Raw genomic sequence first — 24,794 nt, forward strand, 5'->3', positions numbered from 1 at the left:
CTGCTCTGTCCGACTTGTGACGCACCACGCGATTCAAATTTGCCGGTTTTGTTACTTTCACGCAGGATGCGCGGTGATTTTGCGGCTAATGTACTCATTCATGACACAAAATAACGGTTTGATAACCGTTGTCATTTGGTCATTGATCATCGCAACGGCATAATGCCCCGCCCACATCATTGCAGAGTCTAGGGAGCTAGCTTGTCTACGCCTGTCGAACCCTTGCGTTTGCTGCTACTGGCCGAAGAGCCAGCGTGGACAGCGTTATTGCGCGAGTGTCTGGCTCCGATGGGGAGCGCGGCGGTGCTGATCAGCGCGCCGAGCTGGGAGTCGGTCAGCAGTCTGTTCGAAGACAACCGTCATGCGGTGTTGTTGACCGTTCCCGCGTTGCAGCCGGCCCCGGGCCGTTGCAGCCTGCCGACCGTGTTGCTGCTGGAACACGAACCGGCCACCGCGCCCGTTGGCGTCAGCGACTGGCTGGTGTTCGACGCCCTCGATGCGGGCATGCTGCGCCGTTGCCTGCGGCATGTGCGAGAGCGCGGCGTTCTCGAAAACACTCTGCAACGCCTCGCTGAACAGGATCCGCTGACCGGCATCGCCAATCGCCAGGGCTTTCAGACCCTGCTCACCGCGCGGCTGGCAGAAAACGACGGGCGCGGTCTGGCCCTCGGACATCTCGATCTCGACAACTTTCGTCATGCCAACGACGCCCTCGGGCATCAGGCCGGCGACCGTCTGATCCTGCAAGTCGTCGCACGGCTGAAAAGTCAGCTGGAGGCCGGTGATCAACTGGCGCGTCTGGGCAGCGACGAATTTGCCCTGCTGATCGACACCCGCCGCGCGCCGCAACGCGCCGAGTGGATGGCCGAACGCATTACCGAAGCCTTGTCCGAACCCTATTGGGTCGACGGCGAAAGCCTGTTGATCGGTTCCAGTCTCGGTATCGCCCATGCCCGCGCACAAGGTGGCGCCGACCCGCTGATGTGGCACGCGCACATCGCCATGCAGCAGGCCAAGAGCACGCAGGGCTGCACCTTTCATATCTTCAACGAACGCATCAATCGCAACGCCCGGAGCATGGCCGACCTCGAAAGCGAGCTGCGTCGGGCGTTGCGTCGCGATGAGCTGGAGCTGCATTACCAGCCGCGACTGAATCTTGCAGACGGGCAGATCGTCGGCCTCGAAGCCTTGGTGCGTTGGCGTCATGGCGAGCGCGGTTTGCTGCCACCGAGCGAATTCGTGCCGCTGGCCGAGCAGAGTGGTTTGATCGTGCCGTTGGGCTACTGGGTGATTTCCCGCGCGTTGCGCGACATGCAGGCACTGCGCGAGCGCGGGCTGCCGGCGCTGCACATGGCGATCAACCTGTCGTTCCGCCAGTTTCAGGACAGCCAGTTGCTGCCGACGCTCAGCCGGCTGATTGCCGAGCGCGGGGTCGAGGCGCAATGGCTCGAATTTGAACTCACCGAAACCGCCGTGATGCGCCGCAGCGACCTGGTCAAGCAGACCATGGACGCCCTCGGCCGCCTCGGCGTGCGTTTCTCGCTGGATGACTTCGGTACCGGGTTCTCCTCGTTCGTACACCTCAACAGCCTGCCGATCACGCTGCTGAAGATCGACAAAAGCTTCGTCGGCGGCATGGAGCAACGCGAAGAGAACCGCAAACTGGTGCATGCGATGATCAACCTCGCGCACAACCTGCATCTGGAAGTGGTGGCCGAGGGGGTGGAGACGCCGGAGCAGCTGGATCTGCTGCGCGGGTTTGGCTGTGATCAGGTGCAGGGTTATCTGATCAGCCGGCCGTTGCCGTTGGCGGAGTTGGTTGAGTACCTGACGTTTGGGGCCAGCCAGCAGTCATCACTGGAATTTGTGAGCTGAACACCATTTCCGGGTGAATGCATGACCCCTGTGGGAGCGGGCTTGCTCGCGAAAGCGCCGTGTCAGTCCAGGCATGTGCTGTCTGACCCAGCGCTTTCGCGAGCAAGCCCGCCCCCACAAGGGAATCTCAGTCTGCCTGAGCGATTGTGTACTGATCTGCTGATGCAGGCTCCAACCGAATCATCCGCTTCATCTTCCATTCAAACGCCAGGGTCAGGCTCACTGCCGCACAGGCCAGGCCCAGCGCCAGACCCCACCACACGCCCGTCGGCCCCCAGTTCAGGTGGAACGCCATCCACCACGCCGCCGGTGCGCCAATCAGCCAATAGCAACCTAGCCCGACCAGGAACGTGGTTTTTGCGTCCTTGAGCCCACGGATACAGCCCATGGCAATCGTCTGCGTGCCGTCGAACAGCTCGAACCACGCCGCCACCGCCAACAGACTCACCGCCAGGCGAATCACCTCGGCAAACGCCGGATTGTTGTGATCGAGGAACAACCCGACCAGTTGATTCGGCAGCAGCCAGAACACCATGGCAAAACCCAGCATCACCACCGCACCGAAAACAATGCCGACCCGCCCGGACATTCGCGCATCGCTCAGTTCCCCGGCGCCATAATGCTGGCCGACGCGCATGGTGATCGCGTAGGACATCCCCGCCGGCACCATGAACGCCACCGAAACAATCTGCAGGGCGATTTGATGGGCGCCCAGTTGCGTGCTGCCCATGGTACCCATGCACAGCGCGGCGAAGGCGAACAAGCCGACTTCCACGGCATAGGTGCCGCCAATCGGCAGGCCGAGACGCCACAGCTCTTGCAGATATTGACGATTGGGTTGCGACAGACCGGCGCGCAACGGGTAGGCGTCGTAGGCCGGATGCCGGCGGATGTGCCAGGCCAGCGCCAGCGCCATGCAGTTGGCCACGATTGCCGTGACCAGACCGATGCCGGTCAGCCCCAGTTTCGGCAGGCCGAACATCCCGGTGATCAGTGCGTAATTGAGCAGGAAGTTGGCGACGGTGCCGCCGAGGCTGATGACCATCACCGGGGTCGCCCGGCCAATCGCACTGGTGAAGCCGCGCAGGGCCATGAAGCTCAGGTAGCCGGGCAGGGCGAAGGGCAGGGCAATGAGGAATTGCCCGGCGGCATGGACGTTGGTTTCGGTCTGGCCGAACAGCAGCAACACCGGTTTCAGGTTCCACAGCAGCAATGCGGCGCCGAGCGCCATCAGCCATGCCAGCCACAACCCGGCCTGGGTCAGGCGGGCCGCGCCGATGATGTCGCCCGCGCCCTTACGGATCGCCACCAGGGTACCGACCGCCGCGATCACGCCGATGCAGAAAATCGACACGAACGAATAGCTCGCCGCGCCAAGACCGCCACCGGCCAGCGCTTCGGGACTGAGGCGCGCCATCATCAAGGTGTCGGTCAGCACCATCAGCATGTGCGCCAACTGCGAGGCAATCAGCGGCCCGGCCAGCCGCAGGATGGCCCAGAGTTCAGTACGCACGGGATGCTGCATGGTCATCACCAGTCATTCAAAGAGGGAACAGAGAGCCGACGATTCTCGGCGCTTGGCAGGGTTTGCACAAAGGGATAAAAAGGATGGGTGGCATGATTAAAACTCATCATGAGAAGATTCTGCCGGGTTGGCCGTAACCCGCTATAGGAGCCCTACGAATGTCCCGTCGTCTTCCTCCGTTGTATGCCCTGCGCGCATTCGAAGCGGCGGCGCGGCACAGCTCGTTCACCCGCGCGGCCGAGGAGTTGTCGATCACCCAGAGTGCAGTCAGCCGGCACATCAAGACGCTGGAAGAGCATTTCGCCTGCAAGCTGTTTCACCGCAGCGGCCGTAACCTGCAACTCACCGAATCGGCGCGGATGCTGTTGCCTGGAATCCGCGACGGCTTCGCGGCCCTTGAGCGCGCCTGCAACACCTTGCGCGCCGAAGACGACATCCTGCGCATGAAAGCGCCGTCTACCCTGACCATGCGCTGGCTGCTGGCGCGCCTCAGCCGCTTCCGCCATCTGCAACCGGGTAACGAGGTGCAACTGACCAGCGCCTGGATGGACGTGGATTCGGTGGACTTCAACAACGAGCCGTTCGACTGCGCTGTGCTGCTCAGTGATGGGCATTTCCCGCCCGACTGGGAAGCCAGCCTGCTATTCCCGGAGGAGCTGATACCGGTGGGCGCGCCCAATCTGCTGAACGACCAGCCGTGGGATGTTGCGCGTCTGGCGTCCACTGAACTGTTGCACCCGACTCCGGATCGGCGCGACTGGCGCAGTTGGCTGGAGCACATGGGCCTGTCCGATCAGGTCTCGCTCAAGGGCGGACAGGTGTTCGATACCCTGGAACTGGGGATGATCGCCGCAGCCCGAGGCTACGGGGTGTCGATGGGCGATTTGCTGATGGTCGCCGAAGATGTGGCGCAAGGCAGACTGAGCCTGCCATGGCCGACCGCGGTCGCCAGCGGACTGCATTATTACCTGGTGTGGCCGAAAACCCGTCCGGGAGGTGAACGTTTGCGCCGCCTCAGCGACTTCCTGCAAGGCGAAGTACGCGCCATGGCGTTGCCGCTGGTCAAGCGCTTGAGCTGAAACGTTCGAGCCCGCACAATGCCGGCCTTGCGCCATAACCCCGCTATTTACTCAAGTATTCGGTTTCACCGCCGAAAATGAGCATGTGGAACCGTCGTGCCGGTCGCCACGATTTCACCCCCATTATTAGAATTTTCCGAGCAAGTGCTGCGATCAAGGAGGATCCGGTGGCTCGGCCAGGAGCTGTCCATGTCTCAACCTCGCGCCCGGATCGCCTCGCAGCTGGGCCTTGCGCTCGCTGTGATACTGGCGATTGTCATCAGCGGCAGTACGGTGTTTGCCCTGCGTTCGCTGGATACCGCCAACCTCGCCACCCGTGAAGAGCACCTCGCCAGTGAGGCGCGGCTGCTGGCCGACCAACTGAGCACCTTCCACGGCACGCTGCGCGAAAGCACCCAGCGCCTGAGCGGGCTGTTCGAGAAGCGCTTCAGCGCGGGCCTGAGCATTCACCCGGATGAGCCGGTGACGGTTGCAGGCACTCAAACCCCGGGCCTGCACCTGGGCAGCGAAGTGTTGAACAACAACTTCAAGGAAGTTGACGAGTTCAAGCAGATGACCGCTGGGGTCGCCACGCTGTTCGTGCGTAGCGGTGAAGACTTCGTCCGCGTCAGCACATCCTTAACCAAACAGGACGGCACGCGCGCTATCGGCACCTTGCTCGATCACGCGCATCCGGCCTACGCGAAGTTGATGGCCGGTCAGGGTTACGTCGGTCGCGCCTTGCTGTTCGATCGCTCCTACATGACTCAGTACACGCCGGTGCGCGATGGCAGCGGCAAGGTGATTGCGGTGTTGTTCGTCGGTTTCGACTACACCGATGCGCAGAACGCCCAGTTCGCCAATCTCAAGCGCTTCCGTATCGGTCAGAACGGTTCGCTGGCGTTGCTGGATGAGCAAAACAAATGGCTGGTGGCGCCGGCGGGGGTGCAGGCGCTGGATCAAGCGGTGCCGGTGATCAACGGCTTGGCCAAGACGCCGGGCAAGGGCCAGTTCTGGAGCGACAGCGGCGAAGATTTCTACAGCATTGCCGTGCCGTTCGAGGGCGGCCCGTGGTCGGTGGTGGCGAGCATGCCGAAGTCCGAGATTCGCGCGGTGACCTGGAGTGTCGGCACCCAACTGGCCATCGGCAGTCTGCTGGCGATGCTGATCGCGGTGGGCGCGGCGATGTGGCTGCTGCGCAGCAAACTGCAGCCGCTGGGCGATCTGGTACGTCAGGCCGAAGCGCTGGGCGCCGGTGATCTAAGCGTGCGCCTGAATGTGTCGAGCAACGACGAGATCGGCCAGTTGTCCCGTGCGTTCAACCAGATGAGCCAAGCACTGTCGACCATGGTCGAGCACATCCGCCGCTCCTCGGAAGAGGTCAACAGCCGTGCCCAGGCGTTGTCCGGTTTGTCCGGCGGTGCGTACGAAGGCATGGAGCAGCAGTCCGGCGAAATCACCAGCATGGCCGGTGCGGTGGAAGAGTTCAGCGCCACCTCGTTGAACATCGCCGACAACATGGGCAACACCCAGCGTCTGGCCCAGGAAAATGCCCAGCAGACCCAGATCGGTCGCACGTCGATGCAAGAGGCGTCGTCCTCGCTGGAGCAAATTGCCGGCGCGCTGAACACCACGGCCACAGTGATCAACACCCTCGGTCAGCGCTCCCAGGAAATCGGCGGCATCGTCAGCGTCATCACCTCGATTGCCGAACAGACCAATCTGCTGGCGCTCAACGCGGCCATCGAAGCTGCGCGTGCCGGTGAACAGGGCCGTGGCTTTGCCGTGGTGGCCGATGAGGTGCGCAACCTGGCGTCGCGCACCCGTCAGGCCACCGACGAAATTTCCGGGATGATTCACAGCATCCAGCAGGAAACCGGCAACGCCATCAGCACCATGGAACAGGGCAACCTGTTGATGCAGGAAGGCCTGTCGCGCAACGCCAACGTGGCATCGGCGCTGGCGCGGATCGATGAGCAGAGTCGTTCTGCCGGCCAGCAGTTCGCGGCGATTACCACCGCGACGCAGGAGCAGAGCAGCACGGCGACATTGCTCAGCAGCAATCTGCAGAGTATTGCCTTGGCTAACAGTGAACAGCGTGAGGTGGTGTCGAACCTCGCGGTCACCGCCAAGGAGCTGGAGAAACTGGCGGCGGATCTGCGTTCCGAGGTTGATCGCTTCCGTTGATGTACAGCTGAAACAGCTATCGCGAGCAGGCTCACTCCTACAGGTATATCGGTTGGTCGCAATGTTTGTGATCACTGAAGATCCCTGTAGGAGTGAGCCTGCTCGCGATCTCTTGCTCTTTCACACTTGCTGAAACGTTTCCGCAGCGCTATAAAAATGGCACAACTCCAATAAAGGCTGCTGCCATGACCCCGTTCAAACTCGCCGTTGCACTCGGCGCACTCTCTGCTGCTTCCCATGCCATGGCTTGGGATTACGTACTCCTCGATACCAACAAACCCGCGCAAAACTGGAGCATCACCAGTGAGCAGCTCGGGGTGAAAACCGACAAACCCTTTTCCGTGAGTCTGCGTACCCTGCACGGCGGGCGACAGGAAGGTGTCAGCATCGTCGATATCGATAACGGCACGATGAAACTCTCGGTGGTGCCGACCCGCGGCATGAATGTCCTGCAAGCCTCTGTTGGTAGTGTGCGCATGGGCTGGGATTCGCCGGTCAAGGAAGTGGTCAACCCGGCGTTCATCGAACTCAACGGACGCGGTGGCTTGGGCTGGCTGGAAGGCTTCAACGAGCTGGTGACCCGCTGCGGTTACGAATGGGTTGGCCATCCCGGCATGGACAATGGCGAGTTGCTGACTCTGCACGGGCGCGCCGCCAACATTCCGGCTAGCAGCGTTACCCTGCACATTGACGAGAAGCCGCCGTATGCCATCAGTCTGCGCGGCGAACTGAAAGAGCAGGCGTTCAAGAAAGTCGACTTCTCGGTCGTCACCGAACTGGTCACCGAGCCCGGTAGCGTGCGTTTCGCCCTCAACGATACGCTGACCAACAACGGCGATTATCCGAAGGAATACCAGGCGCTGTACCACAGCAATTTCAGTACGCCATTCCTTGAGCAGGGCGCACGTTTTGCGGCTCCGGTAAAACAGGTTTCGCCTTTTAACGACAAGGCCAAGGGAGATCTGCCCGACTGGCAGACCTACCGCGCGCCGACCAAGGACTACGACGAAACCGTCTACAACGTCGTGCCGTATGCGGACGCCAAAGGCGAAACCCTGGCCGTGCTGCACAACAAGGCCGGCAGTCTTGGCGTTTCTGTTGGCTTCAATACGCAGCAGCTGCCGGTTTTTTCCCTGTGGAAAAACACCGATACCCAAGGGCAGGGCTATGTCACGGGCCTTGAGCCGGGCACCAGTTTTTCCTACAACCGCCGCTATCAGCGTCCGTTGAATCTGGTGCCGACCATTGCGCCAAAGGCCAGCCAACAGTTTCAGATCAGCTACAGCCTGCTGGCAGACAAAGGCGCGGTGGATAATGCGTTGAAGCGCGTGACCGAAATTCAGGCCGGGCGTGAAACCGAAGTGCGGCAGGCGCCGCTGGTTGATCTGACCGAGCATTAAGGCGTCGCCGGTCGATACTGCAGCGCTTCGGCCAAATGCTCACGGCGGATTGCATCGACTTGCTCAAGGTCTGCCAGGGTTCTGGCGACTTTGAGCAAACGATGGGCTGAGCGTAGTGACAGGGTCAGCCGTTCGCAGGCCGATTCCAGCCAGGTTTCATCGGCTGTGGATAACTTGCAGTGGCGTTTCAGTCCCGGCAGATCGAGAAAGGCATTGGCACAAAGCTGACGCTTTTGCTGGCGTTCGCGTGCCTCGGCCACCACGGCTGCCGCACTGGCGCTGTCCTCGCCTGGCTTCACTGCCGGATTCAACGCCGTCGCTTCCCGCGCCACCGTCAGGTGCAGATCAATCCGATCCAGCAACGGCCCCGATAGCTTGTTGCGGTAGCGCTGCACCATGTCCGGTGTACACGAGCACTTGCCGCTCGGCTCGCCAAGATATCCACAGGGGCAAGGATTCATGGCCGCCACCAACTGGAAACGCGCAGGAAAGCGTACGCGATCCTTGGCTCGGGCGATCACGATATGTCCGGACTCCATCGGCTCGCGCAGAACCTCCAGCACCTTGCGATCAAACTCCGGCAATTCATCGAGAAACAGCACACCGTGATGCGCGAGGGTGATCTCGCCGGGTTGCGGTTTTGAGCTGCCTCCGACCAGCGCCGGACCGGATGCCGAGTGGTGCGGCTGGCGAAACGGTCGCTGCGGCCAGTGGGTCAGCGGCACGCCGCTGGCGACCGATTGAATCGCCGCCACTTCCAGTGCTTCGCATTCAGACAGCGGCGGCAGCAGCCCCGGCAAGCGACTCGCCAGCAATGTTTTGCCGGTCCCTGGTGGGCCACTGAACAGCAAATTGTGCGCGCCCGCTGCGGCAATCAGCAACGCCCGTTTCGCGGCCATCTGACCTTGCACTTCATTGAGGTCGGGATAGGGTTTCGCTGCATGAATCAGCCCGTCCGACACATAAGGCTCGACCGGTGTATGCCCGTTGAAATGCGCCACCGCCTCCAGCAGATGGTCCACCGCAAACACCTTCAGGCCCGAAGCCAGGCACGCCTCCTCGGCATTCGCCCGCGGTACCACCAGTGCCCGCCCGGCCTTGCGCGCCGCCAGTGCCGCCGGCAACACCCCGCGCACCGGCCTTACCGCGCCGGACAACGCCAGCTCACCGAGGCATTCCACCTCATCCAGTGTGAGACACGGCACCTGCACACTCGCCGATAGAATCCCCAAGGCAATCGCCAGATCAAACCGTCCGCCATCCTTGGGCAAATCCGCCGGCGCCAGATTCAAGGTGATCCGCCGCGCCGGAAACTGCAGCCCGGAATTGATGATCGCGCTGCGCACCCGGTCCTTGCTCTCCTTCACCGCCGCTTCCGGCAGGCCGACCATGGTCAGCGAGGGCAGACCGTTGGCGAGATGGACTTCGACGGTGACGGCGGGGGCTTCCACGCCAACCTGGGCGCGACTGTGGACGATGGAGAGGGACATGGTCGTTCCTTGAGCTGAATCGGGGACCGCTTCCTGCGGGTTTTTGAAGGGTAGTTGGGGAAGGGCGATCAGGCGGGGGGCGAACTTTCACTGGATGTTGCAGGAAAGTGGTCAACCAATCTCGAGGCGAAAAAAAACCGCCTTGAGGAGACGGTTTTCAGTTTGCAGGCTTCGGTGAGGCCAAGGCCTGCGTATCCTTTGCGGACACACTCACGTGAAATCAGGTTATGCATGTTTGCTCATTGGCGCAAGTATCAAAAGGGCTTGAACGGGCGCAACGGTAATGTTGTCAGCACTTGCCTAACGACTTGATACAAGTTGTTTAAATCGCTTTTCTAAGGGCGCTCATAAAATCCGCAATGACGATGCCCACTCATGGAGTATTCGCGAAGTGTGGCCGGGAGCGCAAAGACTTCATGTTCCTCGACGCGGTGTGAGACCCGTGCCGGTGCTTTTTTTGGGGGACTCACACCCGGCCGCCTTGGCGGACACACTCACGTGTAGTCCCGAAGGTGTTCGTACGCCGGAAAGTGCATCGGAGGTTTGGCCCCACGCAAGGAGGGCCAAAATATGTCTAAGTTTCTTAAACATATGTGGCGCCTCGTCAGAATCGCGTTATGGGCTTTTCGCCTGTACGAGTTTCTGCGAGACCGTTGGAATAATTCGTTGTAAGGATTGATCTGACGGAAACCGCTCCTGCTTTGGCAGGAGCGGTTTAACTTCTCTTCGCAAACTTGAAGGCATTTCTACTCGGGATTGTTATTCCGCAGGCGGCGTCAGCTTCGCTTCCATCTCGGCAACTTTCGCTTCGAGGCTCTCGAGGCGGGCGCGGGTGCGGGCCAGTACGACCATCTGACTGTCAAACTCTTCCCGGCTCACCAGATCCAGTTTGCTGAACGCACTTTGCAGCAGCATCTTGAACTGGCTTTCGATTTCGGCTTTCGGCAGCGGGGTGTCGCCGCTGAAGAGGCGGGAGGCAGTGCCGCTCAGGGCGTCGAGGAAGTCTTTGGGCGCGAGCATGGTGGATGTCCTGTAAACAATGGCGGGCAGTGTATCACGCAGTGTCTATAGTCATTTGCGCAGGCATGGATGCACGCTTTTCGCGCAAGCGGACGGACGGCAGCGCACCGTTGTTGTGCGTATCCATCGCGGGTTTTGTGCGCGAGCGCCTGCGGCAGCGGCCAAGGGATTGAAATCAGGGGAATTTGGCGAGATGGCAAGCTTTCTGCTTAGTCGGTAGTGACCCATGCACTGATGCAGTCGCTGTGACGAATGCAGTGCGGCAGGCGGGACGGGGAGTTTCGCCGGCAGCGGTTAGCTGGCGTCAGTCGGGCAGGTAAGGCCGACGATGCGTTACAAAGCCAGGCACTGCGCTTAGACTTGAGTCGGGTTTGTTTTCCTGGGGCAAGTCCACCAATTCGGGAGAGAGTTTCATGAAGCTAGTCACTGCCATCATCAAGCCGTTCAAGTTGGACGACGTGCGCGAGTCGCTGTCCGAAATCGGCGTGCAGGGCATTACCGTCACTGAAGTCAAAGGCTTCGGCCGGCAGAAGGGTCACACCGAGCTGTATCGCGGCGCGGAGTATGTGGTCGATTTTCTGCCCAAGGTGAAAATCGACGTGGCCATCGACGACAAGGATCTGGATCGGGTTATCGAGGCGATAACCAAGGCTGCCAACACCGGCAAGATCGGTGACGGCAAGATCTTCGTGGTCAATCTGGAACAGGCGATCCGCATCCGTACCGGCGAAACCGATACCGACGCGATCTAAACGCCGCCACAAACCCAACGCCCCAGGAGAAAACAATATGACTCTGCGTAAATTCGCAGGGCTAGGCGCCCTGTTGTCCATCGTAATGCCCGGCCTGGCTATGGCGGCAGATCCGGTGGCGCCTCCAGTCCTCAATTCCGGCGACACCGCCTGGATGCTGACCTCCACAGCCCTCGTGCTGTTCATGACCATTCCCGGCCTCGCGCTGTTCTACGGCGGCATGGTGCGGTCGAAAAACATTCTTTCGGTGATGATGCAGTGCTTCGCCATTACCGGCCTGGTCACCATCCTGTGGTTCCTTTATGGCTACAGCATGGCGTTCGACACCACCGGGATGGAAGCCAACGTCGTCAACCTGAACTCCTTCGTCGGCAGCTTTGCCAAGGCCTTCCTCGCGGGCATCACGCCTGCCAGCATTACCGGCCCGGCAGCACTGTTCCCTGAAGCGGTGTTCGTCACTTATCAAATGACCTTCGCCATCATCACTCCGGCGCTGATCGTCGGTGCCTTCGCCGAGCGCATGAAGTTCTCCGCGATGCTGGTGTTCATGGGCGTCTGGTTCACTCTGGTGTATGCGCCGATCGCGCACATGGTCTGGAGCGGTCCGGGTTCGCTGCTGGGCGATTGGGGCGTGCTCGATTTCGCCGGCGGCACCGTGGTTCACATCAACGCCGGTATCGCCGGTCTGGTGGCGTGCCTGGTGCTGGGCAAGCGCAAAGGCTTCCCGACTACCCCGATGGCACCGCACAACCTTGGTTACACCCTGATGGGCGCGGCGATGCTGTGGGTCGGCTGGTTCGGCTTCAACGCCGGTTCCGCCGCGGCCGCCAACGGCACTGCCGGCATGGCGATGCTGGTGACTCAGATCGCTACCGCTGCTGCTGCACTGGGCTGGATGTTCGCCGAGTGGATCACCCACGGCAAACCTAGCGCACTGGGCATTGCCTCGGGTGTGGTTGCAGGCCTGGTGGCAATCACGCCGGCAGCCGGTACCGTGGGCCCGATGGGCTCGCTGATCATCGGTCTGGCGGCCGGTGTGGTGTGCTTCTTCTGCGCGACCACGCTGAAACGCAAACTCGGTTACGACGACTCCCTGGATGCCTTCGGCGTGCACGGTATCGGCGGTATCCTCGGCGCGATCCTCACCGGCGTGTTCGCCGCGCCGGCGCTGGGTGGCTTCGGCACCGTGACCGACATCGCTTCGCAAGTGTGGATTCAGTGCAAAGGTGTCGGCTTCACGGTGATCTACACCGCGATCGTCACCTTCATCATCCTCAAGGTACTGGACGTGGTCATGGGCCTGCGTGCCACCGAGGAAGAAGAGGCAGTGGGTCTGGACCTGGCACAACACAACGAGCGCGGCTACAACCTGTAAGTACGCGCATCGAAAAAACTTGCCCGGCTTGCCGGGCATTTTTTTGTCTGGAATTTGTCATTCAGGTAGTGGCTGAAAGGATTTTTCTTACGGCTTTGGTCGTGTTTACGACAAGCGTTTTTCTGCGGCCAATGGCTTACATCATTGCAGGAATATTAGGGCCTTTGTTTTTTCCCAGAGCGCGCTAGAATGCGCCCCGAACGTGCGGAGAACTGTATGTGGCAACAGACTCTGATAACCCTGCGGGCACGGCCCCGGGGCTTTCATCTGGTAACGGACGAGTTACTCGCCGGCCTGCCTGAACTCAAGGCGTGCCGGGTCGGTCTGTTGCATTTGTGGCTGCAGCATACCTCGGCGTCGTTGACCATCAACGAGAACGCCGATCCGGCGGTCCGTCGCGACTTCGAACGATTTTTCAATCGTCTGATCCCACAAGGAACAGACGGCTATGAGCATAACGACGAAGGCCTGGACGACCTCCCGGCGCACTTCAAGGCCAGCGTACTTGGCTGCCAGATCAGTCTGCCGGTTTCGGCAGGGCGACTGGCTCTGGGAACCTGGCAAGGCGTTTATCTGGGCGAGCACCGTGATCATGGCGGTGCCCGTAAAGTCCTCGCCACCCTGCACGGTGAAGGGGCGTAAACCGTTGGTCACCAGCGGTTACCGATTTTTTTACGGCGACTTTCGACAGTCGCCAAAGCTGGTCTATAACTAATCTGCTTTTCGCAAGTCATGAGGTAGAACATGAGCGACGATGATCTGGAAAACGACGACCTCGAAGTAGGCGACGAAGACGAGGCCGAGGAAGGCCTGGAAGCAGCAGCGGAAGACGTTGCTGACGACGATGGCGGTGACGATACGCCGGCCCCGGCTGCCAAAGGCAAAGCCAAGGCTGCGGTGTCGATCGACGAATTGCCGAGCATCGAAGCCAAGAACAAGGAGCGCGACGCCCTGGCCAAGGCCATGGAAGAATTCCTTGCGCGCGGTGGCAAGGTGCAGGAAGTGGAGGCCAACGTGGTCGCCGATCCGCCCAAGAAGCCGGACAACAAGTACGGCAGCCGCCCTATCTGAGGCGTGCCGCTTGCTTGCTGAAAAAGCCCGCCGTCGCTGCGGGCTTTTTCATGCCTGAAATAAAGTCATGGATGCAGGCAATCCCCTGTGGGAGCGGGCTTGCTCGCGAAGGCGGTGTGTCATTCAAATTATATGTCGGCTGACACGGCCTCTTCGCGAGCAAGCCCGCTCCCACAGGGGATAGTGGATCAGTTCGAGAGGGCATTCCAGCGCGCCAGTACTGCCGGCAAATCAGTCAGGCTGCGGATCTCGGCGTCCGGCAGGCGCTCGGCTTCCCAGACCTTGCCCGTCGGGTTGAACCAGATCGCGCGCATGCCTGCCTGCTGCGCCCCGGCAATGTCATCGCCGGGATGATCACCAATGTGTACCGCCAGATCAGCGCTCACACCACCACGCTGCAACGCCTCGTTAAACAGCCGCACATCCGGCTTGGCGATGCCGATGTCTTCCGCGCACAACGCAAACTTGAAGTAATCCGCCAGGCCCAATCGACGCACGTCGGCATTGCCGTTGGTGACCACGCCGAGGGCGTAGTGGTTGGCGAGGATTTCCAGAGTCGGTTCGACCTCGGGAAATACCGTGATCTGGTGCCGCGCGTGCAGGAACACTTCAAAACTCTTGTCGGCCAGATCGGAAGCTTCGCCGTGGGCGTACCCGGCTTCTTCCAGCGCGTGGAACAGCACGCGCCGACGCAACGCGCTGATGCGATGTTTGAGGCCCGGTTCGCTGGCCAGCACCCGCTCGCGAATCGCCCACAGATGCTCCACCGGCACCGCGCCCAGATTGGGTGCGTGTTCGCTCAACCACTGGCGCAATACCGCTTCGGCGCTGACGATCACCGGGGCGGTGTCCCACAGGGTGTCGTCGAGGTCGAAGGTGATCAACTGGATGTTCATGAATCGTCGCCTTTGCTGCGTTTGGCCCGTGGATGGGCGCTGTCGTAGACCGCCGCCAGGTGCTGGAAGTCCAGGTGGGTGTAGATCTGCGTGGTCTTGATGTCCGAGTGGCCGAGCAGTTCCTGCACCGCGCGCAGATCCTGCGAGGATTCCAGCAAGTGGCTGGCGAAAGAGTGCCGCAGCATGTGCGGGTGCAGGTTCTGCCCCAGCTCGCGCTCGCCGGCCAGTTTCACCCGCACCTGAATCGCCCGTGGGCCGAGGCGGCGGCCTTGCTGGCTGACGAACACGGCGTCGTCGGCCGGGTTGGTCATGGCCCGCAGCGGCAGCCATTGCTCGAGTGCTTCGCGAGCCTTTTTGCCGACCGGCAGCAGACGGGTCTTGCTGCCCTTGCCGAGCACCTGAACCATGCCGTCGGCCAGATCCAGCTGATCGAGATTGAGCCCGGTCAGCTCGGACAGGCGCAGGCCCGAGGAATAGAACAGTTCGAGAATCGCCTGATCACGGCGGGCGAGAAAATCGTCCTCGACCGCACCTTCAAGCAGTTGCAATGCACGGTCGGTGTCGAGGGTTTTCGGCAAGCGCCGTTCGCCTTTCGGCGGCGCCAGCCCGGTCGCCGGGTCGTGGTCGCACAGGCCTTCGCGATTCAGATAGTGATAGAGCCCGCGCACCGCCGAGAGCAATCGGGCAAGGCTGCGCGACGACTGCCCCTGGGCATGCAGGCGGGCGATCAGGCTGCGCAGACGCTGAATATCCAGCGCCGCCCAACTGCCGATGTTCTGCTTGAGGCACCAGCCGAGGACTTTATCGAGGTCGCGGCGATAGGCCGACAGGGTGTGCGGCGACACCTGTCGCTCACTGCGCAGGTGTTCGCAGTAAGCGTCCAGTTGTCGTTCCATATTCAGCGTACCGAGCGCAGGGAGCTGTTGACCCGTGGCAGCACGCGGCCCATGACTTCGGCGATGTAGCTGAGGAACAGCGTGCCGACCGAACTCTTGTAGTGCTGCGGATCACGGCTGGCGATTGCCAGAATGCCGTGAATGCCCTGATGACTGACCGCGACCACCGCGGTGGAGCCGATTTGCTTGCGCTGTTCTTCGCCGAACAGGAAGTCCAGCTCATGTTCCCGCAGGGTGCCGCTGACGCTCTTGCCTTCGGTGAGCAGGCCGCCGATCGCGGTCTGCGCGTCGGCATGGGTCACCCAGCGGCCAACCGGCGCCGGGTTGTCGCCGAGCAGGATCAGGCTGACAAAGGGCACCTGAAAATCCTGACGCAGGCTGTCTTCGACGCTGATCACCACGTCTTCGAGGCTGGCGGCGTCCATCAGCGACAGGATCAGACGGCGGGTCTTGTCGAACAGGCGGTCGTTGTCGCGGGCCACGTCCATCAACTGCGAGAGGCGATGCCGCATCTCGATGTTGCGGTCGCGCAGGATGCTCATCTGCCGTTCGACCAGTGATACGGTGTCACCGCGCTGATGCGGAATGCGCAGGGCGGGCAGCAGTTCTTCGTGCTCGACGAAGAAGTCCGGATGAGCCTCGAGGTATGCGGCAACCGCTGCCGCCTCCAGGCTCTCGGACGCTGATTCGTCGGACTGTCGGGCGGGTACCTGAGGCTTATCGGTCATGGCTTCTGCTCACTCAAAGACGCACTTGTCCTTCGTATACACGCACTGCCGGGCCGGTCATCAGCACCGGTTGGCCAGGGCCTGCCCATTCAATGGACAGACGCCCGCCGGGCAGGTCGATCAACAGCGGCGAATCCATCCACCCCTGACTGATTGCAGCTACAGCGGCGGCGCAGGCGCCGGTGCCACAGGCCTGAGTTTCCCCGGCGCCGCGTTCCCAGACGCGCAACTGCGCACGGTTGCGGTCGATGACCTGGATGAAACCGACATTGACCCGCGCCGGGAAGCGCGGGTGGTGTTCGATTTTCGGCCCCAGTTCATGCACCGGTGCGTTGTTGATGTCCTGTACGCGCAGCACCGCATGGGGATTGCCCATCGACACGGCGGCCAGCTCGACCGTGGTGCCGTCGACCTCCAGTTGATAGCTGGCAGCCTGCGCCGGCGCATCGAACGGAATGTCCGCCGGCACCAGGCGCGGCGCGCCCATGTTCACCCCGATCTGGCCGTCGTTACGCACGTCCAGCTCGATGATGCCGCCCTTGGTCTCGACGCGAATCTGCCGTTTGGCCGTCAGGCGCTTGTCCAGAACGAAGCGCGCGAAGCAGCGTGCACCGTTGCCGCACTGTTCCACTTCCGAGCCATCGGAGTTGAAGATCCGGTAACGGAAATCCACGTCCGGATTGCTCGGCGCTTCGACGATCAGCAACTGGTCGAAACCGATACCAGTGTGCCGGTCGCCCCATTGCTTGGCGTGCTTGGGCTGAATATGCGCGTGCTGGCTGACCAGGTCGAGAACCATGAAGTCATTGCCCAGGCCGTGCATTTTGGTAAAACGCAGCAGCATGGGTTACTCCGGCAGCAGGCTTTCGCCGGCAAACAGCTCGGCCACGGTTTCGCGGCGGCGCACTTCAAAAACCTGATCACCGTCTACCAACACTTCAGCGGCACGGCCACGGGTGTTGTAGTTGGAACTCATCACGAAGCCGTAGGCACCGGCCGAATGCACGGCCAGCAGGTCGCCTTCTTCCAGCGCGAGCTCACGATCCTTGGCGAGGAAATCACCGGTTTCGCAGATCGGGCCGACCACGTCGTACTGGCGTGCGGCGCTGTCGCGCGGCTTGACCGCGGTGATGTCCATCCAGGCCTGATACAGCGCCGGGCGGATCAGGTCGTTCATCGCCGCGTCGACGATGGCGAAATCCTTGTGTTCGGTGTGCTTGAGGTACTCGACCTGGGTCAGCAGCACGCCGGCGTTGGCGACGATGAAGCGGCCAGGTTCGAACACCAGCGCCAGGTCACGGCCGTTCAGACGCTCGCGTACGGCCTTGATGTAGTCGCCGGCCAGTGGCGGCTCTTCATCGCGATAACGCACGCCCAGGCCACCACCGAGATCGATGTGGCGCAGGTGAATGCCGCAATCGCCGAGGCGGTCGACCAGATCCAGCAGACGGTCGAGGGCATCGAGGAACGGTGGCAACGTGGTCAGTTGCGAGCCGATGTGGCAGTCGACACCGATCACTTCCAGGTTCGGCAGGTGCGCGGCACGCACGTACACGTCTTCGGCGTCGGCAATGGCGATGCCGAACTTGTTCTCTTTGAGACCGGTGGAAATGTACGGATGGGTGCCGGCGTCGACGTCCGGGTTCACGCGCAACGAAACCGGTGCGCGAACACCCAGCTCGGCAGCCACGACTTGCAGGCGCTCAAGCTCGTCGGTGGATTCGACGTTGAAGCAGTGCACGCCGACTTCCAGCGCGCGACGCATGTCGTCACGGGTCTTGCCGACGCCGGAGAACACGATCTTGTCGGCGCTGCCGCCAGCGGCCAGCACACGTTCCAGCTCGCCACGGGAAACGATGTCGAAACCGGCGCCGAGACGGGCCAGGACATTCAGCACGCCGAGGTTGGAGTTGGCCTTGACTGCGTAGCAGACCAGGTGCGGCATGCCGGCCAGCGCATCGGCGTAGGCCAGATATTGGGCTTCGATGTGCGCACGCGAGTAGACATAAGTGGGCGTGCCGAAGCGGTCGGCGATGGCGGACAGGGCCACACCTTCCGCGAACAGCTCCCCGCCACGGTAGTTAAAAGCGTCCATGGCGATCCCTTATTGGTAAACGTCGTGCTTGTGCGCCTTGGAGGCAGGTTGTTGTTGCGACGACTTGGCTTGCTCGGCCGGGTCCTGATCGTCATCCGGCAGGTACAGCGGGCCTTTTTGACCACAGGCGGAAACGAGGCAGGCAACCGCGACGAGCGCAGCAAGGGAAGAGATCAGGCGCTTCATGGCGAAATCCTTGAAAATGCGTTAATTGCGCCGGAGTATACCGGCCACCCGGCAGCTTGCCTATGCGAGGGGGTTCCCGTCCGGCGGGGCTGCTGGATACACCTGGAGCCTTGTGGGAGCGAGCCTGCTCGCGAAGAGGCCGGCACATCCGATATGTTTGCTGCCAGACACACCGCTTTCGCGAGCAAGCTCGCTCCCACAGGGTTTGGTGTTGATGGGCCGGCAGGCCCTTGGTCGTTATCCTTTGCAATCGGCCAGCAGCGTCCGTATCTTGCGGCGCTTGAGCCTGATCAGACATTTTTTGAGGTTGCCACAATGAGTTTGTCCGAAGCGCGTTTCCACGATCTGGTCGATGAAACCCAGGAAAAACTGGAGGACATCTTTGACGAAAGCGACCTGGATATCGACCTGGAAAGCTCGGCCGGTGTACTGACTGTGAAATTTGAAAACGGCACGCAGCTGATCTTCAGCCGTCAGGAGCCGTTGCGTCAGCTGTGGTTGGCGGCGGTCTCCGGCGGTTTCCACTTCGACTACGACGAAGAGAGCGAGCGCTGGATGTGCGACAAGAGCGAAGAGCAACTGGGCGAGATGCTCGAGCGCATCGTCAAGCAGCAGGCCGGTGTCGAATTCGATTTCGAAGGTCTGTGATTTCGTGACTGACACCGCACCTGTTCGTCCGCCAAAGCCGCTTTACAGCAACATCAGCCCGGCCGTGCCTTCGCCGTGCAGCGGCGTGTGCCGGCTGGATGAACAAAAGGTTTGTCTCGGCTGCTTCCGCCATGTCGAGGATATTCGCGAATGGCGCTCGGCCGATGATGAGCGGCGTCGGATCATCTGCCAGCAGGCTGCCGCACGAAAATCCCTGACTTGACTCGACGTTGTGGTGAGGGGATTTATCCCCGATAGACTGCGCAGCAGTCTCAGAAGCTTGGGGCCGCTGCGCGACCCATCGGGGATAAATCCCCTCGCCACAGGGGTTCTTGCCAGATCAAAAGTGGGTGGCTTGTATATTTTTTGAGCTGTGATAGTGTCCGAACACGCCTCAACCCATCGAGGCCTGGTGAAAACCCCGTCTTTTTTGGCGGGGTTTTGCTTTTTTTGTGTGCAGAAGAAAGGAGTCTGCCCGGATCATGACCGCACCTTCCATCACCCTTACCCGTCTGGACGTGCAACGTCTGGAGCGCTTGATCGACAACCTGAACGAGAAAGACCAGGCTGCGCCGGGCGTGATCGCGCTGCAAACCGAACTGGACCGCGCCGATACACTGGTCGGCCACGATGAAGTGCCCGCTGATGTCGTGACGATGAATTCCCGCGTGCACTGCCGCGAAGAAGGCAGTGGCAAGGACTATCACCTGACGCTGGTCTATCCCAATGACGCCAACGCCGACGAAGGCAAGATCTCGATCCTGGCGCCGGTCGGCAGCGCGCTGCTCGGCCTGAAAGTCGGTCAGCACATCGATTGGCCGGCGCCCGGCGGCAAGACCCTGAAACTGACCTTGCTGGAAGTTGAGTCGCAGCCGGCCAACGGCGGCGATTTCCGCGAGTAACCCCGCCTCAGACCTGTTCGAGCGCCTCGTTCAGGGCGCGCTCCAGGTCGGCCTTGTAGCGCAGATACAAATTGCTTGAACTCTGACCATCACCGAGCAGGCCCGAGAGGTCCAGGTCGGTGATGTAGCAGCGATAGCGCTCGGTCTCGCGGCGTTGCTCGACGATCTCCCGGGCGACCACGCGGAACAACTGGTCGCCATGTTCCAGCTCGCTGAATTCCCGTTGATTGCAATACAGCGTGACCTGCACCTCTCCGGGTGCGGCTTTGCCGACAATCGCCTGTACGTCGTAGAACGGTTTGTTGACCGGTGTCTGCGGCGTTGGCCGAGCCTCGACCCGTCGAGCCCTGCCCGGGCCCGAGGGCAACAGCTGGTAATACAAAATATCGAGAACCGCCGGGCTGGCATCCATTGGCAGCAGCGCTTCACGGCGGTACTGGATCGATTGCAGAAAACGCTGCAGAGGCACCAGCAGGCTCTGTTCGTCGTGATACGGCAGATGCTGTTGCCATAGCGCGTTGAACTCATCCAGCACGTACAGCTCGGCCTGTTGTTCAGTGATCCGGTAGAACACCTGAATCGATTCCGGCTGCCCCATCGGCAGGATCAGCGCGAGATCGTGATCCTCCAGCGCCATCGGGTCCAGGTGCAGCGGGCTGTAGCGCGGCTGTTCTTCGCCGAGGTAATCCAACAGCGCCGGCAAGGTAGCGAGAGCGACATGGTTGACCTGGCCCGGCACCAGCTCCAGCACGTGATAGTGCTGTTGCACCTGAATCAGGTAGCGGTGATTGAGCTCGCTGAGCAGCAGGGTCTGCGCGGTGTCGATGACTTCTTCGACGCGCCGGGCAATGAACTGCGCGCGGTTGTGGCAGAAGCAGCGCACTTTCAATGACGGCTGCTGCGGGCCGCGCGGCAGATTATTGAGGTAGTCGCGCAGGCAATCGAGCAGCGCGTGGGGGCCGTCGAAACGGTTGACCAGCACTTCGTTCCAGCTGTTGAGCGTGACCTGATCGAGGGTCAGCACAAGGTTTTCGCGCACCCCGGCGTAACTCAGCGAATCGGTGCGTTCGGTGGTCATCAGGATGTTCAGGTCGCGGTGATGCTTGAGCGGATCGACACCGACGTTGACCAGCATCAGCACTTCGCTCGGCACCGCAGCGCGCAGCAGTCGTTCTTCGGCGACGGTCGGCAAGGGCAGGGCGATGCACTGCTGCAGGCTGCCGAGCAGGTTGAACAGTTCGAACTCGCTCAAGTCGCTGGTGCCGGGGTGCAGGGCCAGACGGGTGCTGCTGTCGATCACGCCGTTGCGGTGGCACCAGGTCAGCAGTTCGAGCAACTCACGGCTGCGCTTGATCGGCGCGAAGTGCTCCCACTCCAGCGCGGTCAGGCTGCCGTTGTACAGGCCCCACTGGGTTTGCCCGGGTTCTTTTTTGTTTGGCGACTGCACCAGGGTCAAGGTGTCTTCGGCCAGATCCGGGGCGATGCCGGGATTGATGAACTCGACCTTGTCGGCCTTGCGTTCGAACGCGGCGTACAAGCGGCGACCGAGCACGTTCAGGTCGCGCTTGTTGATCAGGCTGACGGTCTGTTCGCTGCGGGCGAACTGAGTCAGGAAGCGATAGCTGTAGTTCAGTTCATTGACCAGGGCGCGGCGTTCGGCACTGACCTGGCGGACTTTCCACTGGCTGCGGCTGTCGAGCAAGGCCAGTTGCCGCTGATCCCAATGCCACTCGTGGGCCAGGCGTTCCAGCAGCGAGCGCTGCCAGCTCTGGGTGCGGCTGTTGCCGGTAAGCTTGCGGTTGACCTTGAGATACAGCGCGCGCCGCACCAGTTCCAACCGCTCCGGTTCGTTGCGGGCGCTGAGGTATTCCTCGATGCGTCGGTACACCACCATGTACGGATCCAGCTCATCCAGATCCAGCTGATTGGCGAACACGGCCTGCTTGTAGCGCAGGCTCAGGCATCGCACGTTCGGGTGTTCGCTGGCGTAGACCTCGGTCAGCAACAGCTTGAGCACCGACTTGTAGGGCGACTCGATGCCCTTGAACAATTGCCACAGGCCGGCGCCGATGAACTCGCCCGGCGGAATCGTCGCCAGATGCCCGAGATCAAGTGTCTCGTCGGCGCGAATGAAGCGCTTGGACAGCAAGGTATGGGTGTACTGGTCGTAAGCGGTTTCTTCGTAGACCGGCACCAGCCACCAGATCGGTGTGCGCCCGGCCAGCCAGATCGCGGTGCGATAAAACTCGTCCAGCAACAGATAGTGCTGAGTGCTGCCGCAGTTTTCCGAGCTGAGCTGGGTGTCGCGTTCGCCTTTGATGAAGCGCACCGGATCGATCAGGAAGAAGTGCGCCTCGGCGCCTTGGGTCGCGGCCCAGGCTTCGAGGAGCTGGCATTTTTTGCGCAGTTCGGCGAGTTCGTTTTCGCTCAGGTCCGGTGCGTGGCAAACCCACACGTCCATGTCGCTCTGATCGGCCTGAGCCAGGGTGCCGAGGCTGCCCATCAGGAACAAACCGTGAATCGGCCGAGGCGGGTTGCTGCCATGGCGCGGCTTGTAGGAGAACGAGCGGGTCAGGCGCTGCGCTTCGGCGAGGGCGCTGGCGTCCGGTTCATAGTTGGACAGCCCGGCGGGGGTGCTGCCGGAAACATAGCCCGGCAACAGCGGGTGATTGACGTGGAAGAACAGTGGTAGCAGGGTCAGCACGCCTTGCTGGCGGGTCGACAGACCTTCGAGCGCCCGGCCAAGGCGACCCTCATTGAGCTTGAGAAAGCGCGCGCGCAGCTGGCTGAGCACCTTGCGGTCGATGCCTTCGTCCAGGTCGGGGCGGATTTCATGGGTGCGCGTCATGTCAGCTCAAACCGGCTCGCAGGCTCGGACGAAGAGGGTCTCGGAATGGGAGGCAGTTTAGCCTTTGCGCAGCGGGACTTTTAAGCTGAATTTGTTTTTTGACGTCAGATTTTTAGCGCGGGGTGCCGGGTAGGCCCGCGGAAATCCCGTGGCAGGAGTTCCCGTGGGCAAAGACGGGGGGAATCAGGCGGTTTCCTGCTCTCTCAGAATGGTCAGCACGGTTTGCACATTTTGCGCGGCATCGCGACCCAGGCTGGTCAGATACCCGCCATCAGGCTGGTCGGTGAGTTCTTTCTCGAAGAGGCGTTTGGCGGCGGCGATATGTTTCGGGGCAGCGGTCTGATGAATTTTCAAACCTTCCTGGGAACTGTCCAGGTTGAAGAGTGCGAGGACTTCCAGTTCGGCAACCAGCTCAGGGGTAAGCGACATAAGGACTCCAGACTTTCTAGGAATTGGACGACAGCGCCCCTAAGGTGAACCCGCTTTTGCGGCATGTCCAGTGCCAGTGGCCGGGTTTTTCCTTTCGAGGTGGAGTGCAGTGTAGTCAGCGGCCTGGAGATGGTGCGGCAGATAAGTAACAAACATTGTAGGAGTGAGCCTGCTCGCGATTGGGCCGTGTCAGTCAGCTGATTTTTTGCTGAAAGAACGCAATCGCGAGCAGGCTCACTCCTACAGGATCGGGGTTTACTGCTTTTCCGGTGGCAGCTCTGGCAGCGCACGCAGCGCAGTTTCATACCACTCGGTATCGAACGCGCGGTCTTCGTCGAGCATCGCGTCAATCTCGTAGGCCAGCACATGGGCCATCAAATTGAGGATCTCCTCGCGCTCGACGCCCACCAGGGTCAGCTTGTTGTAGGTCGCCTTGGCCGCTGGCGGGTTGTCGCTTTCGATCTGGTTCTCGATGGCTTCGATCAACGTCGCCTCGGTGAACTCTTCTTCGTCGTTGTCGATGTCTGTCGGCTCGCTCATGGCAGGCTCCTCAAGGAAAGGCGCCAGTTTACCCGCATTCAGCGGCGTGATGCTGCTGGCAGGATCGTGGCGGGCGATCTATAAACAGTGACTGCCCACCCCGCACGGCCTGGAGGCTATGTGATGTTCAAGCTCTACGGATTCGCTGTCAGCAACTACTACAACATGGTCAAGCTGGCGCTGCTGGAAAAGGGCCTGGCTTTCGAAGAAGTCACCTTCTACCCGACGCCGACGCCTGAATCATTGGCGATCAGTCCACGCGGCAAAGTGCCGGTGCTGGGCGTCGAGGCGGGTTTCATCAACGAAACTGCGATCATCCTTGAATACCTCGAACAGACCCAGAAGGGCACGCCGCTACTGCCGAGCGATCCATTCGAGCGGGCGCAGGTGCTGGCGATTGCCAAGGAAATCGAGTTGTACATCGAGCTGCCGGGGCGCGCCTGTTATGGCGAAGCGTTCTTTGGCGCGGCGGTGCCGGAGGCGATCAAGGAGAAAACCAAAGCCGAGTTGCTGCTGGGTTTCGCGGCGTTGGGTCGACACGGCAAATTCGCCCCGTACGTGGCGGGCGACAGTTTGAGCATCGCGGATGTGTACTTCCTGTACAGCGTGCCGCTGGCGTGTGCGGTCGGGCAGAAACTGTTCGGGATCGATTTGCTGGCAGAGATGCCGAAGGCCAAGGCGCTGTTGGAGCGGCTTGAGCAGAATCCGCATGTGCAGAAGATTGCGGCGGACAAAGAATTGGCGATGCCGGCGTTTTTGGCGATGATCGCAGCGAAGAAGTAGGTCTTGCAGTGTTCTGAAGTCAGCATTCGCGAGCAAGCCCGCTCCCACATTTGGACTGTATTAACAAATCCAGACTGTGGGAGCGAGCCT

At 61.2% G+C, this 24,794-nt stretch carries 24 protein-coding genes; 12 read left to right on the plus strand and 12 right to left on the minus strand.

Features of this window, described 5'->3' with window-relative positions:
• Positions 1 to 201: 201 nt before the first annotated feature.
• Positions 202 to 1,875 (plus strand): putative bifunctional diguanylate cyclase/phosphodiesterase, encoded by a 1,674-nt coding sequence (locus tag JFU48_RS08090; protein ID WP_003229436.1) that lies wholly within the window; start codon positions 202 to 204, stop codon positions 1,873 to 1,875.
• 127 nt (positions 1,876 to 2,002) lie between these two features.
• On the opposite strand, the gene JFU48_RS08095 is transcribed toward JFU48_RS08090, so the two are convergent.
• Positions 2,003 to 3,400, minus strand: coding sequence for a NorM family multidrug efflux MATE transporter (locus tag JFU48_RS08095; RefSeq protein WP_201136254.1), 1,398 nt, complete (start codon positions 3,398 to 3,400; stop codon positions 2,003 to 2,005).
• A gap of 158 nt (positions 3,401 to 3,558) precedes the next feature.
• On the opposite strand from JFU48_RS08095, the gene JFU48_RS08100 reads away from it, so the two are divergent.
• The 3 genes from JFU48_RS08100 (at position 3,559) to JFU48_RS08110 (ending at position 8,045) form a co-directional block, all read left to right on the plus strand.
• Positions 3,559 to 4,479 (plus strand): LysR substrate-binding domain-containing protein, encoded by a 921-nt coding sequence (locus tag JFU48_RS08100; RefSeq protein WP_201136255.1) that lies wholly within the window; start codon positions 3,559 to 3,561, stop codon positions 4,477 to 4,479.
• A gap of 189 nt (positions 4,480 to 4,668) precedes the next feature.
• Positions 4,669 to 6,645 (plus strand): methyl-accepting chemotaxis protein, encoded by a 1,977-nt coding sequence (locus tag JFU48_RS08105; RefSeq protein WP_103483703.1) that lies wholly within the window; start codon positions 4,669 to 4,671, stop codon positions 6,643 to 6,645.
• A 185-nt stretch (positions 6,646 to 6,830) separates the two neighbouring features.
• Positions 6,831 to 8,045, plus strand: coding sequence for an aldose 1-epimerase family protein (locus JFU48_RS08110; RefSeq protein WP_201136256.1), 1,215 nt, complete (start codon positions 6,831 to 6,833; stop codon positions 8,043 to 8,045).
• On the opposite strand, the gene JFU48_RS08115 is transcribed toward JFU48_RS08110, so the two are convergent.
• Positions 8,042 to 9,535 carry a YifB family Mg chelatase-like AAA ATPase gene (locus tag JFU48_RS08115; protein WP_201136257.1) on the minus strand — a complete coding sequence of 498 codons (1,494 nt, stop codon included), beginning with the start codon at positions 9,533 to 9,535 and terminating at the stop codon, positions 8,042 to 8,044. The genes JFU48_RS08110 and JFU48_RS08115 overlap by 4 nt on opposite strands.
• 759 nt (positions 9,536 to 10,294) lie before the next feature.
• Positions 10,295 to 10,555 (minus strand): accessory factor UbiK family protein, encoded by a 261-nt coding sequence (locus JFU48_RS08120; protein ID WP_007920416.1) that lies wholly within the window; start codon positions 10,553 to 10,555, stop codon positions 10,295 to 10,297.
• 413 nt (positions 10,556 to 10,968) lie between these two features.
• On the opposite strand from JFU48_RS08120, the gene glnK reads away from it, so the two are divergent.
• The 4 genes from glnK (at position 10,969) to sutA (ending at position 13,753) form a co-directional block, all read left to right on the plus strand.
• A complete protein-coding gene (gene glnK / locus JFU48_RS08125; protein ID WP_002555808.1) occupies positions 10,969 to 11,307 on the plus strand; it encodes a P-II family nitrogen regulator in 339 nt (112 codons plus the stop codon).
• Positions 11,308 to 11,344: 37 nt separating this feature from the next.
• Positions 11,345 to 12,682, plus strand: a complete 1,338-nt coding sequence (locus tag JFU48_RS08130) for an ammonium transporter (RefSeq protein ID WP_103483682.1) — start codon at positions 11,345 to 11,347, stop codon at positions 12,680 to 12,682.
• 216 nt (positions 12,683 to 12,898) lie between these two features.
• A complete protein-coding gene (locus tag JFU48_RS08135) occupies positions 12,899 to 13,324 on the plus strand; it encodes a secondary thiamine-phosphate synthase enzyme YjbQ (RefSeq protein WP_003229414.1) in 426 nt (141 codons plus the stop codon).
• A 102-nt stretch (positions 13,325 to 13,426) separates the two neighbouring features.
• On the plus strand, positions 13,427 to 13,753 hold the full coding sequence (sutA, locus tag JFU48_RS08140; RefSeq protein ID WP_003229413.1) for a transcriptional regulator SutA: 327 nt from the start codon (positions 13,427 to 13,429) through the stop codon (positions 13,751 to 13,753).
• A gap of 188 nt (positions 13,754 to 13,941) precedes the next feature.
• Here sutA and JFU48_RS08145 read toward each other — a convergent pair whose 3' ends face one another.
• From JFU48_RS08145 to lptM, 6 genes are read right to left on the minus strand one after another with little or no spacing between them, the layout of a single operon-like run.
• Positions 13,942 to 14,649 (minus strand): HAD family hydrolase, encoded by a 708-nt coding sequence (locus tag JFU48_RS08145; RefSeq protein ID WP_201136258.1) that lies wholly within the window; start codon positions 14,647 to 14,649, stop codon positions 13,942 to 13,944.
• Positions 14,646 to 15,545 carry a tyrosine recombinase XerC gene (gene xerC / locus JFU48_RS08150; protein ID WP_003229409.1) on the minus strand — a complete coding sequence of 300 codons (900 nt, stop codon included), beginning with the start codon at positions 15,543 to 15,545 and terminating at the stop codon, positions 14,646 to 14,648. The genes JFU48_RS08145 and xerC overlap by 4 nt, the downstream gene beginning before the upstream one ends.
• A 2-nt stretch (positions 15,546 to 15,547) precedes the next feature.
• The gene (locus JFU48_RS08155) at positions 15,548 to 16,273 is read right to left on the minus strand and encodes a DUF484 family protein (protein ID WP_003229406.1); all 726 of its coding nucleotides are present in this window, start codon (positions 16,271 to 16,273) and stop codon (positions 15,548 to 15,550) included.
• 13 nt (positions 16,274 to 16,286) lie between these two features.
• Positions 16,287 to 17,117 (minus strand): diaminopimelate epimerase, encoded by an 831-nt coding sequence (dapF, locus tag JFU48_RS08160; protein ID WP_201136259.1) that lies wholly within the window; start codon positions 17,115 to 17,117, stop codon positions 16,287 to 16,289.
• A 3-nt stretch (positions 17,118 to 17,120) separates the two neighbouring features.
• Entirely contained in the window at positions 17,121 to 18,368 is a 1,248-nt protein-coding gene (gene lysA, locus JFU48_RS08165) for a diaminopimelate decarboxylase (protein WP_003229402.1), read from the minus strand.
• A 9-nt stretch (positions 18,369 to 18,377) separates the two neighbouring features.
• Positions 18,378 to 18,554, minus strand: coding sequence for an LPS translocon maturation chaperone LptM (gene lptM / locus JFU48_RS08170; protein ID WP_003229400.1), 177 nt, complete (start codon positions 18,552 to 18,554; stop codon positions 18,378 to 18,380).
• A 315-nt stretch (positions 18,555 to 18,869) separates the two neighbouring features.
• Here lptM and cyaY point away from each other — a divergent pair, with 315 nt between their 5' ends.
• The 3 genes from cyaY to rnk all read left to right on the plus strand — a co-directional run bounded on the left by cyaY (position 18,870) and on the right by rnk (position 20,104).
• Positions 18,870 to 19,202 carry an iron donor protein CyaY gene (gene cyaY, locus JFU48_RS08175; RefSeq protein ID WP_003229398.1) on the plus strand — a complete coding sequence of 111 codons (333 nt, stop codon included), beginning with the start codon at positions 18,870 to 18,872 and terminating at the stop codon, positions 19,200 to 19,202.
• A gap of 4 nt (positions 19,203 to 19,206) precedes the next feature.
• Complete coding sequence (locus JFU48_RS08180) at positions 19,207 to 19,425, plus strand: DUF1289 domain-containing protein (protein ID WP_082920365.1); 219 nt, start codon at positions 19,207 to 19,209, stop codon at positions 19,423 to 19,425.
• Positions 19,426 to 19,684: 259 nt separating this feature from the next.
• A complete protein-coding gene (rnk, locus tag JFU48_RS08185; protein ID WP_201136260.1) occupies positions 19,685 to 20,104 on the plus strand; it encodes a nucleoside diphosphate kinase regulator in 420 nt (139 codons plus the stop codon).
• A 7-nt stretch (positions 20,105 to 20,111) separates the two neighbouring features.
• Here the strand turns inward: rnk and JFU48_RS08190 are convergent, their stop codons facing one another.
• The 3 genes from JFU48_RS08190 to JFU48_RS08200 all read right to left on the minus strand — a co-directional run bounded on the left by JFU48_RS08190 (position 20,112) and on the right by JFU48_RS08200 (position 23,921).
• The gene (locus JFU48_RS08190) at positions 20,112 to 22,952 is read right to left on the minus strand and encodes a class I adenylate cyclase (RefSeq protein ID WP_201136261.1); all 2,841 of its coding nucleotides are present in this window, start codon (positions 22,950 to 22,952) and stop codon (positions 20,112 to 20,114) included.
• Between the two features lie 183 nt (positions 22,953 to 23,135).
• Positions 23,136 to 23,381, minus strand: coding sequence for a TIGR02647 family protein (locus tag JFU48_RS08195; RefSeq protein WP_003229392.1), 246 nt, complete (start codon positions 23,379 to 23,381; stop codon positions 23,136 to 23,138).
• A 255-nt stretch (positions 23,382 to 23,636) separates the two neighbouring features.
• Positions 23,637 to 23,921, minus strand: coding sequence for a hypothetical protein (locus JFU48_RS08200; protein ID WP_201136262.1), 285 nt, complete (start codon positions 23,919 to 23,921; stop codon positions 23,637 to 23,639).
• Positions 23,922 to 24,044: 123 nt separating this feature from the next.
• Here JFU48_RS08200 and JFU48_RS08205 point away from each other — a divergent pair, with 123 nt between their 5' ends.
• Entirely contained in the window at positions 24,045 to 24,704 is a 660-nt protein-coding gene (locus JFU48_RS08205; protein WP_103483675.1) for a glutathione S-transferase family protein, read from the plus strand.
• Positions 24,705 to 24,794 lie beyond the last annotated feature (90 nt).

Origin of the sequence: Pseudomonas sp. TH49 (genome assembly GCF_016650625.1) — a bacterium.
Taxonomy (GTDB): domain Bacteria; phylum Pseudomonadota; class Gammaproteobacteria; order Pseudomonadales; family Pseudomonadaceae; genus Aquipseudomonas; species Aquipseudomonas fluorescens_H.